Source organism: Bacteroides sp. L008 (genome assembly GCF_040812255.1).
In the GTDB taxonomy this organism is placed as follows: Bacteria; Bacteroidota; Bacteroidia; order Bacteroidales; family Bacteroidaceae; genus Bacteroides; species Bacteroides vicugnae.
Window position 1 is genome coordinate 221468 of the sequence record NZ_JBFNXO010000001.1, and the last position, 19339, is coordinate 240806.

At 41.8% G+C, this 19339-nt stretch carries 14 protein-coding genes and 1 tRNA gene; 12 read left to right on the top strand and 3 right to left on the bottom strand.

The features are described from left to right. Positions 1–36 precede the first annotated feature (36 nt). From AB3G73_RS00920 to AB3G73_RS00945, 6 genes are all read left to right on the top strand, one after another. Positions 37–1074 carry a hypothetical protein gene (locus AB3G73_RS00920; RefSeq protein WP_195649852.1) on the top strand — a complete coding sequence of 346 codons (1038 nt, stop codon included), beginning with the start codon at positions 37–39 and terminating at the stop codon, positions 1072–1074. Positions 1075–1116: 42 nt separating this feature from the next. Beyond that, positions 1117–1896 carry a hypothetical protein gene (locus AB3G73_RS00925; RefSeq protein ID WP_367741820.1) on the top strand — a complete coding sequence of 260 codons (780 nt, stop codon included), beginning with the start codon at positions 1117–1119 and terminating at the stop codon, positions 1894–1896. Then, the gene (locus tag AB3G73_RS00930) at positions 1896–2948 is read left to right on the top strand and encodes a radical SAM protein (protein WP_195649854.1); all 1053 of its coding nucleotides are present in this window, start codon (positions 1896–1898) and stop codon (positions 2946–2948) included. The genes AB3G73_RS00925 and AB3G73_RS00930 overlap by 1 nt, the downstream gene beginning before the upstream one ends. Before the next feature lie 481 nt (positions 2949–3429). After that, a complete protein-coding gene (locus AB3G73_RS00935) occupies positions 3430–4989 on the top strand; it encodes an ATP-binding protein (protein WP_195649855.1) in 1560 nt (519 codons plus the stop codon). A gap of 119 nt (positions 4990–5108) precedes the next feature. Further along, the gene (locus AB3G73_RS00940) at positions 5109–5555 is read left to right on the top strand and encodes a PepSY-like domain-containing protein (RefSeq protein WP_148365906.1); all 447 of its coding nucleotides are present in this window, start codon (positions 5109–5111) and stop codon (positions 5553–5555) included. A gap of 40 nt (positions 5556–5595) precedes the next feature. Continuing rightward, positions 5596–6096, top strand: a complete 501-nt coding sequence (locus AB3G73_RS00945; protein ID WP_148365908.1) for a PepSY-like domain-containing protein — start codon at positions 5596–5598, stop codon at positions 6094–6096. Positions 6097–6160: 64 nt separating this feature from the next. On the opposite strand, the gene AB3G73_RS00950 is transcribed toward AB3G73_RS00945, so the two are convergent. The 3 genes from AB3G73_RS00950 to AB3G73_RS00960 form a co-directional block, all read right to left on the bottom strand. Continuing rightward, positions 6161–7369, bottom strand: coding sequence for an L-serine ammonia-lyase (locus AB3G73_RS00950; protein ID WP_074557704.1), 1209 nt, complete (start codon positions 7367–7369; stop codon positions 6161–6163). A 19-nt stretch (positions 7370–7388) separates the two neighbouring features. After that, entirely contained in the window at positions 7389–8441 is a 1053-nt protein-coding gene (gene corA / locus AB3G73_RS00955) for a magnesium/cobalt transporter CorA (RefSeq protein WP_074638856.1), read from the bottom strand. A gap of 86 nt (positions 8442–8527) precedes the next feature. Continuing rightward, on the bottom strand, positions 8528–11029 hold the full coding sequence (locus AB3G73_RS00960; RefSeq protein WP_259022592.1) for an endonuclease MutS2: 2502 nt from the start codon (positions 11027–11029) through the stop codon (positions 8528–8530). Positions 11030–11162: 133 nt separating this feature from the next. Here AB3G73_RS00960 and AB3G73_RS00965 point away from each other — a divergent pair. From AB3G73_RS00965 to rlmF, 6 genes are all read left to right on the top strand, one after another. Continuing rightward, a tRNA-Ser gene (locus tag AB3G73_RS00965) sits at positions 11163–11247 on the top strand. Between the two features lie 306 nt (positions 11248–11553). Continuing rightward, the gene (locus AB3G73_RS00970; RefSeq protein ID WP_195649857.1) at positions 11554–12738 is read left to right on the top strand and encodes a PLP-dependent transferase; all 1185 of its coding nucleotides are present in this window, start codon (positions 11554–11556) and stop codon (positions 12736–12738) included. 134 nt (positions 12739–12872) lie between these two features. Continuing rightward, entirely contained in the window at positions 12873–16112 is a 3240-nt protein-coding gene (locus AB3G73_RS00975; RefSeq protein WP_234132117.1) for a SusC/RagA family TonB-linked outer membrane protein, read from the top strand. Positions 16113–16139: 27 nt separating this feature from the next. Further along, entirely contained in the window at positions 16140–17588 is a 1449-nt protein-coding gene (locus AB3G73_RS00980; protein ID WP_217721442.1) for a SusD/RagB family nutrient-binding outer membrane lipoprotein, read from the top strand. 69 nt (positions 17589–17657) lie between these two features. Next, a complete protein-coding gene (locus AB3G73_RS00985) occupies positions 17658–18308 on the top strand; it encodes a response regulator transcription factor (RefSeq protein WP_148365922.1) in 651 nt (216 codons plus the stop codon). A 70-nt stretch (positions 18309–18378) separates the two neighbouring features. Next, on the top strand, positions 18379–19308 hold the full coding sequence (gene rlmF / locus AB3G73_RS00990) for a 23S rRNA (adenine(1618)-N(6))-methyltransferase RlmF (RefSeq protein ID WP_367741841.1): 930 nt from the start codon (positions 18379–18381) through the stop codon (positions 19306–19308). The last annotated feature ends 31 nt before the right edge of the window (positions 19309–19339 follow it).

The window sequence follows — 19339 nt, forward strand, 5'->3', positions numbered from 1 at the left end:
TTTATATAAATTACATTAACTTAACAAATAAAGATTATGAATGAATTTGTAAAAACACCATTTATGCGCCCTAATTTAGAAAATCAGGGAGAAATTCCCGCTACGGGAAATATTGCACTATCACCAGATATTTGGTGTGCAGGAGTACATGCCGTAGCCAACTATCAGGAAATATTAAAACAACCGGACAGCTATGCAACAATGTCTGAAGAAATTCCTGTTGAAAATATGAATAACTATTTTTATGTACGTTGCAAAAACAGGGCGGAAGAAAAAACAGATATGCAGGTGCAACTATATTACACCAATGCAAGCCTTATATGCTGGCCTTCAAATTGGAAGGCTATAAAAGTGGATAACTGTGAAGATAAAATCAATTACATTCCACCGATGAAACCGGATGAGATCGGTGTGACAGCGGCTCCTTTCGTATGGGAACTGCCTAAAAGCCCGATAGCTGGCGATGAGTATTGCTTTATCGCCAGGATGTTTTCGGATAAATACCCCAATCCGATACCATCAAGTATAAGTCCTATATATATGGCTTCCATTATACAGAATAATCTCCTATGGGCAGAGCGTAATATAGCGCAGCTCACTTATAATCCGAACTTTCCAATGGTATCTGCCAAGATAAATCTGAATGTACCTGTTGGTACTCTTTATACTGGAGACAACTGGATGCTTGATGTAGAAAGCGAAAAGTTAGATGATTGGGATATTCAAATACAATCTAGTCGGACGGATAGTAAAGGGAAAGAAATATTTTTGTCAAGGAATTCACTTAAACAGCATAATATTATCGTTGGTAACTTTAACTTTCAACCGGGATTTTTTACGGAAATCTCTGTGATGTTATACCCTACTACAAGTCAGATACAGCCAACAGAAGGATCTAAAGTAGTAATTCATTTATATTATGATGTTCCTTTCAATGAAATGGAAGAGGCGAAGAGATTAAATGCATTTTCTTCACAACATACGGAAAGGGTATGCCGTTTATGGAAAGATGAATTTACAGCTATACCGCTCAATCCGGTATTAGTTGGCGAATATGTGATTGTGATACGTTAATTTAACGTTATGGGTATTTGTGGTAAATATGTCCAATGCAATATGCAGCCGGATATAATGGCAGTTTCTGCCGAAGGACAGTCTTTTTCATTATCTGTGCAGTCTGCTTCTTATGATATAGACTTTGGCATTTCTCTGCTACAAGGTGTGGCATCCGGTATAGATGTGTCAATTCCTTACGGAAGCGGAAAGGATGAATTGACGGAAGAGTATCAAAGTGTCCGTGTAGTGCAACCAAGTGGCTGGGAATTTAGACCTTACGGTACTCTTTCTTGGAACTTTTATTCTGAAAAGGTTCTACGAAAGGGGAGTACTATGACTTTTTCTTTCGAGGAAATACATTGTAATGACCAGCTAGGGACAGTTGAAATTTCTGTGGTCCTCCATGCTTATATCATCATAGAAAATAAGTATCAAGCTGTGGTTGAAGAAGTAAAAGTTCCTTTGACTAAAAAAGAGATAAAGCAACCTGAAATATTGGAGTTTTCCGCATCAGTGGTTAGAGGAACAATCGGTGATATAGAGCTTGGGTGTGACGGGTTCGTTACTTTAGAATCGATAAAAAAAATGCCTTTAACACCTGTCACTACGAAACCTTATATGTGCCCGGGACCGGAACCTACTCCTTCCGAGGAAAAGAAAATAGTGAATGTTAGGTGGAAAACTGAAAATGCCGTCTATCTTGAGCTTTCTGAGGGAGGGGAATTGGAAACTGAAGAGGGTTCTAAAAATATAGAGGTGAATAAAAGTCTTAGCAGCATTGAATTGACAGCTTATTCAGAAGGAAAGATCTTTTACGTAAAGAAAAAGGTGGTTATATAATGAAAGATAAGTATGTTTTAGAAGAAGTGGCTTGGGAAGTTACGATGGGCTGTAACTTAAGGTGTGAACATTGCGGTTCGGCTTGTACAACAAGCATTGCTGACGAATTAACTACGGAGGAAAGTCTTGTATTAATAGATGAGGTGATGAAACTGCGTCCTGCTGTCTTTGTTCTGACGGGTGGGGAACCTTTTATGAGAAAGGATTGGGAAATTCTGGTTAAAAGAATTTCTTCTTATGATGTAAAACTGAGGATTATAACCAATGGTACACTGATAACGCCCTATGTAGTGGAAAAACTGGTTGAATCGAATATCAACATCATAGGTGTTAGCATTGACGGGAATTGCGAACTTCATAACCGAATGAGAAACTGTGATTGTTATCAACAGTGTATGGATGTGCTCCAAATATTAAATGAAGCTGGAATTTGTACTGCTGTTAATACAACTATCGTGAAACAGAACTTGTCTTCTCTGCCACAACTTTATGAGGATTTGCAAAAAGTGGGTGTCATGAGCTGGCAATTGCAATTGGGTGTGTCATCTGGAAGACTGGCCAAACATAAAGACTGGATGCTTCCTGCTGATGACATAGAAAAGATTGTGGATTTCAGTTATCAGAAAAATTTGGAGGAAGGTTATCCGAAGGTATTTTTAGCTGATACAATTGGTTACTATTCTAAAAAAGAAATATTGTCCCGACAGATGGCTTATCAGTGTAAAGAATTTCCCGTTTGGGATGGATGTAACGCTGGTATAAATTCTTTGGGTATTCGCCACAACGGAGATATTGTAGGTTGTCTTTCTATTAGAGATCCGCAGTTTACTGAAGGGAATATCCGAACTCATTCTGTCGTTGATATATGGAATGACCCGAATTCTTTTACATGGCGCAGGCATTTTTCTTTAGATAAAATGACAGGCTTTTGTATAACATGCGTTTATGCGGAGAAATGTTTGGGAGGTTGCGCTAATATGCGGTTGTGTACAAAAGGTAGTATTTACCAGTCGAATGATTATTGTATGTATAAAATAAATGTTGAGATGTAATTAACACGAAGAGTGTTTGTATGTGAGATGAAAGAAATGTAGGTCCCTAGCTTCATGCTGTAAAGGCATGATTCTCCTACATTGTGGATTAGGAATAGTACGACGGTGCATTTCTAATCTACGCCCTGACATCGGAGGTTAAAGCCGATGTGAATTTCCCACTATATCAACTGTCTGTGAAGATCGTTGATATTTAAAAATGAATCACAAACTATAAATATAAAAGAATATGTAGGTCCCTAGATTCATGATGAACTCATGAAATCCCTACATGATGCGGGTTGGAAATAATACAGCGGTATATTTCTAACTTGACCCTCATATCGGTTTAAACGCTGATATGTATCTATATGTGAAATATACCAACTGTCTGTGAGGATCGTTGGTATATTGTATTTTAAGGGGTTGGTGTACAGAAGAAGTGAGCGTTATCAATGCAAATCTGATATTTTTTTGTAGCTTTGTAACAAAACTAACAGATATGGAAGATTTGCAAAAATTGTACCCAATTGGGATACAAACATTCTCTGAAATACAAGAAGGGAATTATCTTTATATTGATAAAACGGAATATGTTTATCGGATGACACATTCCTCTTCTAAATATATGTTTTTGAGCCGTCCTCGACGTTTTGGGAAGTCATTGCTGACTTCCACGCTACATAGCTATTTTTCCGGGCGCAAGGAATTGTTTCATGGGTTAGCTATAGAGAAACTGGAGAAAGAGTGGATAGAGTATCCGGTGCTCCATTTTGATATGAGTACTGCCAAACATGTAGATAAGGAACAATTGCTTCAGGAATTGAATTTGAAATTATTCAATTATGAAGAAATCTATGGAAAAATGGAGGAAGAGGTCAATCCTAATCAACGCTTGATGGGATTGATAAAACGTGCTTATGAACAAACTGGTAGGAAAGTAGTCGTGCTTATTGATGAATATGATGCTCCTTTGCTAGATGTGGCGCATGAACATGAAAATTTGGGTATATTGCGCAATATCATGCGTAATTTTTATAGTCCGTTAAAGGCTTGCGACCCTTATCTGCGTTATGTATTCCTGACTGGTATAACGAAGTTTTCTCAACTTAGTATTTTTAGTGAGCTGAATAATATTAAAAATATTAGTATGGATGAGCCTTATGCTGCTATTTGTGGCATTACAGAAGATGAGATGCTTATCCAAATGAGAGAGGATATAGATAACTTGGCTATAAAAATGGAGATTTCATCTGAAGAAGTAGTGCAGAAATTGAAAGAAAACTACGATGGTTATCATTTCACTTATCCATCTCCTGATATATATAACCCATTCAGTTTGCTTAATGCCTTTGCGGATGGAAAGTTTAATTCTTATTGGTTTGGTAGCGGTACGCCTACATATTTGATACAAATGCTGAAAAAATTCAATGTAGAACCTTCTGAAATCGGGAATAATCATGCAGAGGTTTCTGCCTTCGATGCTCCTACTGAAACAATGACTGATATTATCCCGTTATTATATCAGAGTGGTTATATCACGATAAAGGATTATGATAAAACTCTGGATTTGTATACACTGGATATTCCCAACAAGGAAGTGCGGTTGGGTTTGATGAAGAGTCTTTTGCCCAATTATGTCGCCAGCAAAACGCGGGAAACTACCACGATGGTGGCTTATCTCTCCCGTGATATTCGGAATGGTGATATGGATGCGGCGTTGCGTCGTCTACAAACATTTTTGTCTACTATTCCTTACTGCGACAACACCCGATATGAGGGGCATTATCAACAGATGTTTTATATCATATTCAGTTTGTTGGGTAACTATGTTGATGTGGAAGTGCGTACTCCCCGCGGTCGTGTGGATATGGTATTGCGTACCAAAACTACCTTATATGTAATGGAATTGAAACTGGATAAGAATGCGAATGAAGCGATGGGACAAATTGACTTGAAGAATTATCCTGAACGCTTTGCTTTATGTGGATTGCCAATAGTGAAGGTTGCTGTTAGCTTTGACAGAGAACGTTGCACCATAGGAGAGTGGAAGATAGAATAGATGGTTAAAGAATACAAAAAAAGAGCAAACTTGCATGATTCCTAAATCTTTCCAGAATCTGTATCGTTATTTGCTGTATGAAACGAAAGTATAGTATTAACGCTAAAAGAATAACGATTATGAAGAAAATTCTATCTTTACTTGTGTTGGCTATTGTAGCCGTACAATTCTCATTCGCAAAAGATGTGATTACAAAAGACATGAATCAGTTACCGCTTCCGGCACGTAATTTTATCAATAGCAATTTTACGAAACCAGAGGTGGCTCATATCAAGATTGATAAGGATATGATGGAGTCTACCAAGTATGAAGTGGTATTGATGGATGGTACGGAAATTGATTTTGACAGTAAAGGCAACTGGGAAGAAGTAAGTGCAAAGAAAGGACAGGTTGTTCCTGTTAGTATTATTCCGGGATTTGCTGTCAATTATTTGAAGTCTCATAATTTTGTAAATGAGGGAGTGACCAAAGTGGAACGTGACCGTAAAGGATATGAAATAGAATTGTCTACCGGACTTTCTTTCAAATTTGATAAGAAGGGAAAGTTTATCAAGGCTGATGATTAATTGAAGATTTGTGATAATAGACCTAAACAAGAAGATAGCTATGTGGAGATTTAAGTTTGGCGCTTGGGCAGTGGTATTGATGATGACTGCTCTTTTGTTTGGCGCATGTGATAATGACGATGATGATACTTTTGTTCCGCCCAGTAATATTACAGAAGCCTTAAAACAGGTATATCCGGCTGCCCAGAATGTAGAATGGGAGATGAAAGGTGCCTATTATGTAGCTGACTGCTGGGTAAGCAATGACGAACTGGAGGTCTGGTTTGATGCTAATGCCAATTGGGTGATGACGGAAAATGAACTGAATAGCATAGATCAGCTCGTACCGGCTGTTTACACCGCTTTCATGGATTCTAAATATAATGCATGGGTAGTGACGGATGTGTATGTGTTGACTTTTCCACAAAATCCGATGGAATCTGTGATTCAGGTGAAGCAAGGTAGTCAACGCTATGCGCTTTATTTCTCACAGGAAGGCGGATTGCTACATGAAAAAGATATTAGCAATGGAGATGATACAAATTGGCCGCCGACTGAATAGTTTTTAATCATAAAAATCAAAACGGGCTATTCCTTTCATAGAAATAGCCCGTTGTTTTTTATAATTACATTTGTTTATAATCCTTAGCTAATCCTCCTTCACTTGTTTCTTTGTAAAGTGATGGAAGGTCGTGTCCGGTCTGTTTCATTACTTGCACTACTTTATCGAAAGAGACACGGTGCATACCATCGGTGAAAGCTGAATAAAGATTTGCATCCAGTGCACGTGCGGCAGCGTATGCATTTCGTTCGATACAGGGAATTTGTACCAATCCGCATACCGGGTCGCAAGTCATTCCCAGATGGTGTTCCAATCCCATTTCTGCTGCATACTCAATTTGTGCCGGGCTACCTCCAAATAATTGATTGGCGGCAGCCGAAGCCATTGCGCAGGCGACGCCTACTTCTCCCTGGCAACCTACTTCTGCTCCGGAAATAGATGCATTGAATTTGACAATGTTGCCAAACAATCCGGCAGTGGCTAATGCGCGTAGGATGCGCATATCACTGAAATCACGGCTTTTCTGGAGATGATATAATACGGCAGGCATCACTCCGCAGGAACCACAGGTAGGAGCGGTCACTATTTTTCCACCGGAAGCATTTTCTTCACTTACTGCCAAAGCATAAGAAAAGACAAGCCCTCTGGATTGCAGGGATTGTTTGTATCCGGTAGCGCGTATATAGTAGGTGGAGGCTTTTCGTCTAAGATTTAGTGGGCCGGGAAGTACTCCTTCCGCTTCCAGTCCACGGTGAATGGCATCTTTCATGGTGCCCCATACTTCAGCCAGGTAATCCCATATATCTTCTTCCTCACATTCCTTCACGTATTCCCAATAACTTTTTCCGGTATCCTCACACCATTGGAGTATTTCGGTCATGTTTTCCATGCCATATACATCGGGGCTTTCGATAGTTGGATTATCATTATTTTCTGCCAGTGCACCGCCACCAATACTGTAAACAGTCCAGTTCTCAAGCACTTTATTATTGTTATCCAAAGCCGCAAATGTCATTCCGTTCGGATGGAACGGTAGAAAGACTTTGGGTTGCCATACAATTTCTACTGGTGCAGTGGGCTGTAAGGTGTCTATAATGGCTACATCCGTCATGTGTCCTTTACCGGTAGCGGCTAAACTGCCGTAAAGGGTGACTTTAAAAGATGCAGCATCCTGATGACGTTCCAAAAACATTTCGGCAGCTTTGCGCGGTCCCATAGTGTGGCTACTGGAAGGTCCTGTGCCTATCCTGTATAGCTCTTTAATCGATTTCATGACTGATGATGTGTTTTTGTTAATACCATTTCTTTTTTCTGAAGTACAAATATACAATAATACCGATAATTGCCATTACAATCCAGGCAAATAAATACCCGTACTGCCATTCCAGTTCCGGCATCCATTTGTAATTCATTCCCCATACTCCAACCAGAAATGTTAAAGGAATGAAAATTGTGGATACGATGGTCAGTCTCTTCATGATATCGTTCATACGCAAATCATTGTTGGAGATATAAAGATCGACTAATGAAGAAAGGGTTTCCCGACAGATTTCGATGGTTTGTAATACAAATTGTAGGTGGTCGTTTACATCATTGAAAAAGGCGCGGTTCACTTTATGGATGAGCAGGTTTTCTGCCCTCAGTAGCTTTATATATTGTTCTTTCAAGGGGAGGATTGCTTTTTTCATTAGCATATATTGGCGTCGTAATGCCTGAATCTGGATACCGATGTCATCTCCGTTGGTGATAGTAAGCAGTTCCTCTTCCAAATCTTCGAGTGCGTCATCGATGGAAGAGATGGTTGAAATATAGTTTCCCATCACGCTGTTGAGCAGTACGCTAAGCAGATAATCTGTTTGACGACTGCGTATCTTCAGGACATCATTACGCAAGGCTGAACTGATATCATCGAAGAAATCAGTTTCTTTTTCGAGGAAAGTCAGTACATAATTATTTCCTATGATAAGGCAGACTTGCTGTTGGAGCAGTTCGTCCAGTTCATTTTCTTCTTTATGTTCGTTCGGATAGAATATTTTTAAGATCAGGACAATGTATTTATCATGCTCTTCTATCTTGGTCGGATGATCCGCATTTAATATATCCTGTAAGACAAGGAAGTCTATTTCGAAATGACTGCAGATTTCCCGGATAGTTTCTGTATTTTTCATTCCGTGTATCTGTAGCCAATTGATTTGATCATTGTTTAGCGTACCTTTGATGGCCTGAAAAGTATCACTAGAGCTTTCCTGTATCTCGGTAGCATTGTAAGTACAAAGATGTAAATGGGTAGGAGTAAGACTTTCTCCTGTGTAAATAAGCTTTTCGCTTAACAGATTATTCTTCATGCTTTATTTTCGTTTTAGAAAACCACTGTAACAAAGGTAGTGGTTTTCTAAATGAGAACAAGTTCTTTGAACGTTTTGTTTACGTGTTAGTCAAAATCGACTACTGTGATTCCGGCACCACCAAACTGCACATGTTCGTCGGCATAGTGGCTAACTCCCGGTACGGTGGCCAGATATTGGCGGATAAGTGTACGAAGTATTCCCGTTCCTGTGCCGTGAAGGATACGTACACGATCCATGCCGACTAATATGGCGTCATCAATAAAATAGGTGACTGCCTGTAAGGCTTCGTCTCCACGCATTCCGCGTACATCAATATCCTGTTTGAAGCTAAGCTTTTTTTCATACATCTGATCGTGTGTCTGGCTGCTGACAAAGGTGCTTTTAGCAATCCCTTCCGTCTTGGGCATATGATTGACACGTTCCAAACGGTCTGTTTTTACGGTCGTTTTTATGCTTCCAAAGGCAACAGTCGCATTTTTACCACTGATTTCCATCACTTGGCCGACGCTTGTCTGTCCTTTGATTTTTACATTCTCTCCTACCGCAATCGGCACTATTTTAGGGGCACTTGATGGAGAAGAGACTACAGCTTTCGGTTCGCTCTTCTTGTTTTTCTTCCGCTCTTGCTTCTCCTTTAGTTTCTCCATTTTTTTTGCAATCTTCTCTTCATGCTCTTTAGATGCCAGTGCATCCAGAGAAGTACGGAAGTCTGTCAGTTCCTGACGTGCCTGGCGTGTCTTTTCCTTTTCGGCTTGTGCTTCCTTTATCGTACGAATCGTATTTTCAATGCGGGCATTGGATTCCTGAAGCATGCGTTCCGCTTCTTCTTTTGCTTGCCGGATAATCTCTTTCCGGGATTTTTGCAATTCTTCCATCTCTGTCTGGTAACGGGCAATGGTTTCTTCCATGTGCTTTTCCCGTTGACGGATGGTTTGACGTTTTCCTTCCCAGTAACGCTTGTCGCGCACAATGTCTTGAAGGTATTTGTCTGCATTGATATATTCGCTTCCTACGATTTCCGAAGCATCTGCGATGACATCTTCCGGTAGTCCGATTTTTCGTGCAATCTCTACGGCAAACGAACTTCCCGGATTTCCGATTTGTAATTGGAAAAGTGCTTGCATGAGATGACGGTCGTAAAGCATGGCTCCGTTTACTACTCCTTCATGATCTTCGGCAAAATGTTTCAGATTCTGGTAGTGGGTAGTGATGACTCCGAATGTTCCTTTCTGGTTGAAACGTTTCAGTACAGCTTCGGCAATAGCACCTCCGATTTGCGGCTCCGTACCTCCACCGAACTCGTCAATCAGGATGAGGCTTCGTTCGTTACAGCTCTTCATCATGATTTTCATATTGGTCAAGTGAGAAGAATAGGTACTCAAATCATCTTCAATAGATTGCTCGTCACCAATATCGATAAAGATGCTACTGAATATACCGGCATGACTACGTTCGTGCAAGGGAATCAGCATACCGCATTGCAGCATATATTGCAGCAAACCGACTGTTTTCAAACAGACGGACTTACCTCCGGCGTTCGGTCCGGATATGATAAGGATACGTTGTTTCTGATTAAGTTCTATATCCAGTGGTACGACTTTCTTTCCATGTTTAGCTAGTGAAAGTTGTAATAAAGGATGCACGGCCATCGTCCAATCCAGTAGTTGCTCATTCTCGACGGCGGGTTTCAGACTATTGGTCTGTATGGCGAAGTAACTTTTCGCACGAATAAAATCTATCTCTGCCAGAAATTCGTATGATTGAAGAATTTCCGGGATAGATGGACGGAGAATGTTTGAGAACTCGGTAAGGATGCGAATGATCTCACGTCGTTCATCGCCTTCGAGTTCGCGGATGCGGTTGTTGGCTTCTACCACTTCCGCCGGTTCTATAAACACTGTTTTTCCGCTGGCGGATTCATCGTGTACGATACCTTTGATTTTTCGCTTGAGTCCGGGGGCAACCGGGATCACCAGACGTCCGTCACGCATGGTGGGAGCTACATCTTTGTCCACGTAACCTTCGGACTGTGCGCTACGCAGGATGCTGTTTAACGAGCGGGAAATATTTCCCATCGTACTGGCAAGTTCGCGACGTATGCGGGCTAATTCGGTAGAGGCATTGTCCTTGATTTTCCCATATTTGTTAAGGATGCCGTCTATTTTTCCTATCAGTTGCGGGAACACGGCAATATCTCCTGCCAGTCGTTTCAGGCTGGGGTAGGGGGTGTTGTTCTCTTCTTCATCTTCATTCCGATGCAGAAAGCGTACGATGTCACGGATGGTTTCTAATGAACGGCGTAGGTCAAATAGTTCTTGTTCGTCCAAATACATTCCTTCTATCCGCACGCGTTTTAACGAAGGACGGACATCAAAGAAAAATTGATCGGGAAATCCGTCCTCTTCCTGGATGATGCGGACAAACTCTGTTACTTGGTTTAATTTCTCTTCAACCTCTTCATGTTGCTCGGAAAAGTTCATGTCTGTAACTCTTTCTTCGCCTAAAGTGCTGAGGCACTTATCTTTTAGTAACTGTCTTATCTGGTCGAATCCTATCTTTTGCTCAAAGTTTTGAGGGTATATCATATTTCTGTTCTTACTAATGAACTGCAAAAATACGATTTATTCGCGAAAAAAATATCAGAATGTTTGCAGATTTAAAAATGATTCGTACCTTTGCACCGCTTTCAACGGAAAGCACTTCTGATAAAGGAGTTTTGGAGAGGTGGCAGAGTGGTCGATTGCGGCGGTCTTGAAAACCGTTGTACCGCGAGGTACCCGGGGTTCGAATCCCTGTCTCTCCGCTTCAATTAATAGATAAATCCCTGTAAAGTAGCACTTTACAGGGATTTTCTATTTTGTATATATAGCATGATAGGCATGAAAAAGTGTGTTTCTTATTGAAATAGAAAATAATACTATTTGAACAGTATATTTTAGAATAAACACTCTTTTTAAAAGGTGGAAATTATCAGTTTAAAGAATATTATTCCAAAATGCTTATTATCAGTTAAATATCTGTTTTTATTTACTATCACCTTTCAGTTTTTATATCTACCTTTGTTCTGATTTTACAAGATTTGATAGCTATAATATAAAAGGATAGAATAATGAAAAAACAGACCCAAGCGATTCATACCCAGTTCCAAAGAAGAGATGCTTATAATTCTCTTAGTATGCCGGTTTACCATACAGCGGCTTATGAGTTTGACAATGCCGATGATATGGCTGATGCTTTCTGCGGGCGGACAGATGCTCCGGATTATTCCAGAGTAATGAATCCGACAGTGACTTTTTTTGAGAATAAAGTAAAGCAACTTACCGGGGCAACGGAAGTGATAGCTGTCAATTCCGGTATGGCGGCTATTAGTAATACATTGCTTTCAATTGCAGCTGCAGGAAAGAATATAGTTACATCGCGTCATTTGTTCGGTAATACCTATTCATTTATTACTGGTACGTTGTCGCGCTTCGGGGTGGAACCCAGGTTGTGTGATTTGACTGAAGTTGAAACTGTAGAAAAAGTCGTAGACGGTAATACTTGTTGTATTTATATGGAAATTATCACCAATCCTCAAATGGAAGTGGCGGACTTACAGGTGCTCTCACGGATAGCTCATGAAAGGGGGATTCCTCTCATTGCCGATACTACACTTATTCCTTTTACGGAATTCGATTCACACAGATTAGGGGTAGATATTGAAGTGGTTTCCAGTACCAAATACTTGTCAGGAGGAGCCACTTCCATTGGTGGCTTGGTGATTGATTATGGTACTTGTCTGGGATTCGGTCAACGTATGCGTACAGAGATGTTACTCAATCTGGGAGCTTACATGACTCCTCATGTGGCCTATATGCATACCATCGGACTGGAAACGTTGGACGCACGATACCGGTTACAGTCTGCCAATGCCGCTACACTGGCAAGCAAACTCCGCACGTTGCCTGCTATTAGACGTGTGAATTATGTGGGATTGGAGGATAATCCGTACTATGCCTTGGCGCAAAGACAGTTTGGTTCAACCGCTGGTGCTATGATTACGATAGACCTTGAAAGTAAAGAGGTGTGTTTTCTTTTCATCAACCGCCTGAAGTTGATACGCCGTGCTACCAACTTATTTGACAATAAGACACTTGCCATCCATCCTGCGAGTACTATTTTCGGACCGTTTACTGACGAACAACGGCTGGCCATGGATGTGCTGGATACGACTATCCGTCTCTCCATTGGTTTGGAGGATGTGGATGATCTGTTTGAGGATATCAGGCAGGCTTTGGAAAATAAAAAAGAATAGAAAAGAAAATCAAAAAGTGATACACTGTGGCTGTAATATACCGCAAATATGGTATATAAAATGCCATTCATACGGGATTTACCAGTTTGTATATATCTAATACCTTTGCCCCATCATTTTAACAGTAAATAATAATGGGTAAAAGGATTCGTTTATTTTTGCTTGCTCTTGCAATAGGAGTGATACAAGGGGCGGCACAGGTGACAACGGTGCGGGGCATCGTCACCACAGAAGAAGATGGAGAACCGGTTATCGGTGCTTCGGTCATAGTGAAAGGAACCGCATTGGGTACTGTAACTGATGTTAACGGGAGATTTGAACTGAGCGGACTTCCGCCATCGGCCACCCGGCTGATAATCTCCTACATCAGTTTGATAGCAAAGGAGGTGGCTATCGCACCACAGCTGTCGGTGGCATTGAAGAGTGACACACATCTGCTGGATGAGGTGGTGGTAACAGCTTTGGGTATTTCACGCGAGAAGAAGGCGCTGGGCTACACGGCACAGGAGATAAAGCAGGATGCGTTGGTGCAGGGGAAAGACAATAACTTGTTGAATTCATTGAGTGGTAAGATAGCAGGTGTGCGTATTACCAACACGCAGGGAGATGTCGGTTCCAGCCGTATTGTTATTCGTGGTGAAACTTCTATTGCCGGTGAGAATCAACCGCTTTTTATTGTGGATGGCATCCCGGTGGACAATTCGCAGCTTAATGCACGTTCCAGCGGACGCGATTTTAAGAATGCGATAGCTGACTTGAATCCGGAGGACATAAAGACGCTTACTGTATTAAAAGGTCCGAATGCTGCTGCCCTTTATGGTGCACGTGCTGCCCATGGTGCTATTGTTATCACTACCAAAGGAGGAGACAAAAAGCAGCAAGGGATAGGCATTACATTGCATTCTTCCACACAAATTTCTTTTGCAGCGACCTTGCCGGAGTTTCAGAACCTTTTCGGGCAAGGGGCAGGCGGACGATTCAGTTATGTGGACGGCAAAGGTGCAGGTGTGAATGACGGTGTGGACGAAAGCTGGGGACCGCGTCTTGACATTGGATTGCTGATTCCCCAGTTTGACAGTCCGCTGGATGCTGACGGTACTCGTATGGCTACTCCCTGGGTGTCGCATCCCAACAATGTACGCGATTATTTCCGTACGGGCTTTTCTACCAATAACGGTATTTCAGTTGCCCGTGGGGACGACAAATATCAGTTCCGTGTAGGGTATAACTACGAGAAACAAGTCAGTATTGTTCCTGACGCTGGAACCAATAAAACGAATATCAGTCTAAATACAGATTACCATCTTGCAAAATGGATTTCGGTGGGAGCTACGGCCAATTACATCATTTATACAGCTCCCAGTTTACCGGGGTCAGCTACCCCTTCGGGTAGTAACGTACGTTCTAACAGTCCTATGCTTCAGTTTTTGTGGTTCGGACGTCAAGTGGATACGAACTCATTGAAAGCAGACTATACTCGCAACTGGAATTCAAGCTATTATGATAATCCTTTTTGGAGTGCTTCTTATAATACGCAAAGTCAGGAGCGGCATCGTCTGATAGGTGACCTGCATGCCGAATTCCATCTGGCAGATGGTCTGAATATGCGTTTCCGTACCAGTACCGACTGGTATAATGACCGGAGAAAATCTAAAGTAAAATGGGGCAGTACAGGTGCCGGTTCACCTTACGGCAGTTATGCTGAAGATGCTTATACGGTGAAAGAGAATAACACAGAAATATTGGCGACTTATGTCAAGCAGTTGAATAAAAACTGGGGATTTGACGCTCTTCTGGGTTTTAATGTGCGTAACAAACAGTACGAGAACAACTATCAGGCTGCTCCCCGTTTGGCTGTTGCCGACCTTTATACGTTGACCAATTCTCGTGATCCGCTCACTTCGTCCAATGATTTTTACCGCTTGCGGCAATATGGACTCTACGGTTCCGTACAATTGGATTACCGTCGTTGGGCTTTCTTGAACATAACGGGACGGAATGATTGGTCGTCTACGCTACCTGTGGACAACAATTCTTATTTCTATCCTTCGGTGACGGCTAGTGTGCTGCTTTCCGAGGCTTTGGGGTGGAGGAGTAAGGCCGTCAACTATCTGAAATTACGTGGAGGATGGTCACAAGTGGGAGCAGATGCCGATCCTTATCAATTAGCAACAGTCTTTACTTCAGAAACAGCTTTCGACGGAAATCCGCTTCAAAGTTCTTCTACCATCGGTATGAATCCGAATCTAAAGCCGGAGAAGACATCATCTATAGAAGCTGGTTTCGAAGCAGCTTTTCTGGACAACCGCCTGTATTTGGATTTCACTTACTATAAGACCGATAGCCGCAACCAAATATTAAAACTGGCTACTACTGCGGCCAGTGGCTACACGTCGCAGGTGCGTAATGCCGGACATATTCGTAATCGTGGCTATGAAATACAATTGGGAGCTGTTCCTATACAAACATCGAAAGGGTTTCGTTGGAATCTGGACCTGAATTATGGTGCCAACCGCAGCAAGGTTATCAAGCTGGATGATGAAGGTTTAATTACGAGTTACCAGCTCTACTCGTCGGGCATTCAGATACTGGCTTCAGTGGGAGAAGCTTATGGAACTTTGTATGGCACTTCATACGTGCGTGATGCTAATGGAAGCATTGTGGTGGATGCTAACGGTCTGCCTAAAATTTCAACCACTAATAAAACATTGGGGAAGTTTACACCCGACTGGACAGGTGGTGTCAGCAACACTTTCAGCTATCGTTCGTTGAGTCTTTCTTTTCTGATAGATGCCAGTGTGGGCGGTTCTATATTTTCCAACACTAATAAAACAGGAAAATATACCGGTGTATTGGCTAACACATTACCGGGCAGGGATGCCGAGCATGGTGGTTTGTGGTATTATACTGACGCTATGGGTAACAATGTACGATTATCGGAACCTCCTTCTTACTCCATATCCTCCGATGGGCTTTACTATGCCCACGTCAATGGTCAATCCACTCGTGTATATCAGGATGGTATTATTGTAGAAGGAGTGACGGAAAGCGGTTCTAAGAATGAAAAGGTCGTGTCTGCCGAGAAATACTATCATCGCATTTACAGTATTGCCGAATCTAATGTGTATGATGCCTCTTACGTGAAACTGCGCGAAGTGGCTTTGAGTTATCGTCTGCCTCGCCTGTGGACGCAGAAACTGCATTTACAAGAAGCTTCCGTTACGCTGACGGGACGTAACTTGTGGACTATCTATAAAAGTGTCCCCAATATAGATCCGGAATCGGCTTTGACTACCGGAAATGCACAAGGGGTAGAGGCCTACTCACTGCCTACGACACGTTCCTTTGGTGTGAACCTTTCCGTAAAATTCTAAATGCGAACCTTTTAATAATAGGATAAAATGAAAAGAAGAATATACTTTTTATATATAATATGGGTACAAGTAGTTACCATTTCCCTGTGGTCGTGTGATGATGAACTGGCCGATATCAACCGTAACCCTAATGCCACCGAAAATCCACAGCCGGCTTATTTGCTTGCCGCTGCACAGTATCATGCCGCCAATCTTTATTGGGGAAGTAGTACAAATTATAATTCTACTCTGTTGTGGGTGCAACATTGGGCTAAAATACAATATACAGAGCCGGACTGCTATAATGTGGATAATGGGAGCTTTACCACTACATGGGACACCGGATATGCAACATTAATAACTGACTTGAATGCTATTATCAGTTCGGAATTCGGTAATGATAATTACCGAGGTATAGCTACTGTATGGCGTTCATGGGTTTATCTGTTGCTTACAAATCTGTATGGAGATATACCATACACTGAATATGCACAAAGTGTAACACCGGCTTACGATTCACAAGAAACTGTTTTACGCGGACTTTTGGAGGAGTTGGTTACTGCTGACCAGTTGCTTTCTACCACGGGAGAAGCAGTGGAGGGGGATTTGATTTACGGAAACGATATTGCCCGTTGGAAACAGTTGGCTCAATCCCTGCGGCTACGTATCGCTCTTGAGTTGGCGGATCGGGATGAGGATACGGCACGTCGGGTTATTGCTTCCCTTTGGAATAGTCGTAACAGTGTGATAGATAGCAATGATGCCATAGCCCGTTTTGTATTTACTTCTTCACCGCAATGGAATCCGTGGGCGTCTGCTTTCAATTCACGTGATGATCAGCGGGTATCAAAAACATTGATTGATAGACTGAATGAATGGAATGATCCGAGAATCGGAGTTTTAGCACAGCTACCTCAAGACGAAAGTGTGACAAACTATGTAGGAGCAGCCAATTCCCTCTCTGCTGATGCCGCAAACAATCAGGGATTTTATAAAGTCTCCCGACCCGGCACTTATTTTTTGAAAGACAGTTCTCCGGCTGTATTTTATACGTATGCCGAGGTCTTGTTTATCTTTGCGGAATCCGCTGTACGCGGCTGGATAACGGCTGATGCGGAAACACTCTACCGAGAAGCTGTTATTGCTTCATTGAACCAGTTTGGCATAACAGACACTCATATCATCGATTCCTATTTGCAGCAGGAGGGCGTCCGGTTCGACGCCGAACATTGGTACGAATCTATTGGCTGGCAGAAGTGGATAGCTTATTATGGACAAGGCCCCGATGCCTTCACTGATTGGCGCAGGCTGGGTTATCCCCAGCTTCTCCCTGGTCCCGACTCAGTTTTGGGTTCCGGAGAATTACCCCGTCGCTTTTTTTATCCCGTAACGGAACAATCACTTAATGGTAAACAGTATCAGATTGCCATATCCCGCCAGGGAGCAGATGAAATCACTACCCGTTTGTGGTTTGATGTGGCTGATAAGGAACGATGATGCATCAGTATCTCCGGGCTGCCGTATGCTTTTGAAAAAAATCCGTTGAATTTAAAAATCAGAATTGCAATGAACACTGACATTACATTTATCATAGCAGATAATCAGGATATAACCAGAATGGGGATGCATGGATATATTTCCACTATATTCAGTAGATGTCGCATGATAGATGTGACAGACAAGAAGGAACTGATACAGGCATTGGTAGAATGTAGTGACAGTGTTGTCATTCTTGATTATACCCTGTTTGATCTCAATGGTGTGGATGAGTTTCTTATTATAGGAAAGCGTTTTCCTGAAGTTCACTGGATATTATTTTCCAATGAATTGAGTGAGGATTTTATTCGCAGGATGAGTATAGAAAAGAATATCGGTATGATATTGAAAGAGAACTCCGGTGAAGAGATCCATTCTGCATTGATGTGTGCAGCTCATAAGGAACGGTTTCTTGGTCACCAGATAACCAATCTGTTGATAACCGGTTCCGGCAAACCGGAAATTCATTCTGTTTTGACCGTTACAGAGATTGACATTCTCAAATTGATTGCACGTGGAAAATCCGTGAAAGAAATAGCATTGGAAAGAACCTCGAGTATTCATACCATTATCACCCACAAAAAGAATATTTTCCGGAAGTTGGGTGTGAATAATGTATATGAAGCGACTAAGTATGCCTTACGTGCCGGGCTGATTGAAATGGTAGAATATTATATATGATCCCCGGAGAGTATAAGATAAGAATAGGGAAAGATTTGCAGACAGGGAAATTCTCTGTATCTTTGCCGGCATGGCAAAAAAAGGCGAGTTACATAGAAGAAATAAGCACAATGGTCAGTATGATTTTCCATTGTTGATGGAAAATTATCTTCCACTAAAGAGGTTCGTATCGCTCAATCCCCTCGGAACACAGACTATAAACTTTTTTAATCCGCAAGCGGTGAAGGCCTTGAACAAAGCATTATTGGTCACTTATTACGGCATCCGGTATTGGGACATACCGAAGCAATATTTGTGCCCGCCTATTCCCGGAAGGGCGGATTATATTCATTATATTGCCGATCTTATCCAGCCGGACGGGACAACTGCGGATTTACCGGCAGGAGATGCTAATGGGCAGAAACCGAAATGTAGATGTCTGGATATTGGGGTAGGTGCAAATTGCATTTATCCGATCATAGGACATACTGAATATGGGTGGATCTTTGTTGGAACTGATATTGATCCGGTTTCGATAGAAAATGCACGAAAGATAGTGACTTGCAACCCTGTGTTGGCGCACAAGATTGACTTGCGACTTCAAAAAGACAGTAAGAAGATTTTCGATGGAATTATTATGCCTGACGAGTATTTTGATGTGACAATATGCAATCCTCCGTTTCATAGTTCGCGTGAAGAGGCGGAAGACGGAACGTTGCGCAAATTAAGCAGTCTGAAAGGTACGAAGGTGAATAAAGTGCAGCTGAATTTCGGCGGGAGTGCGAATGAACTTTGGTGCGAAGGCGGAGAAGTACGTTTCTTATTGAATATGATTTCCGAGAGTCAAAAATTTCAGAAGAACTGCGGATGGTTTACGAGTTTGGTTTCTAAAGAAAAGAATCTGGGAAAGTTATATGCCAAATTAAAATCGGTGAATGTGTCCGAATATAAAATTATTCGAATGCAGCAGGGAACTAAAAGTAGCAGGATATTAGCCTGGCGGTTTTCTGCCGACTCATAACAACGGGGAGATATCGAATTGTTATTTGTTT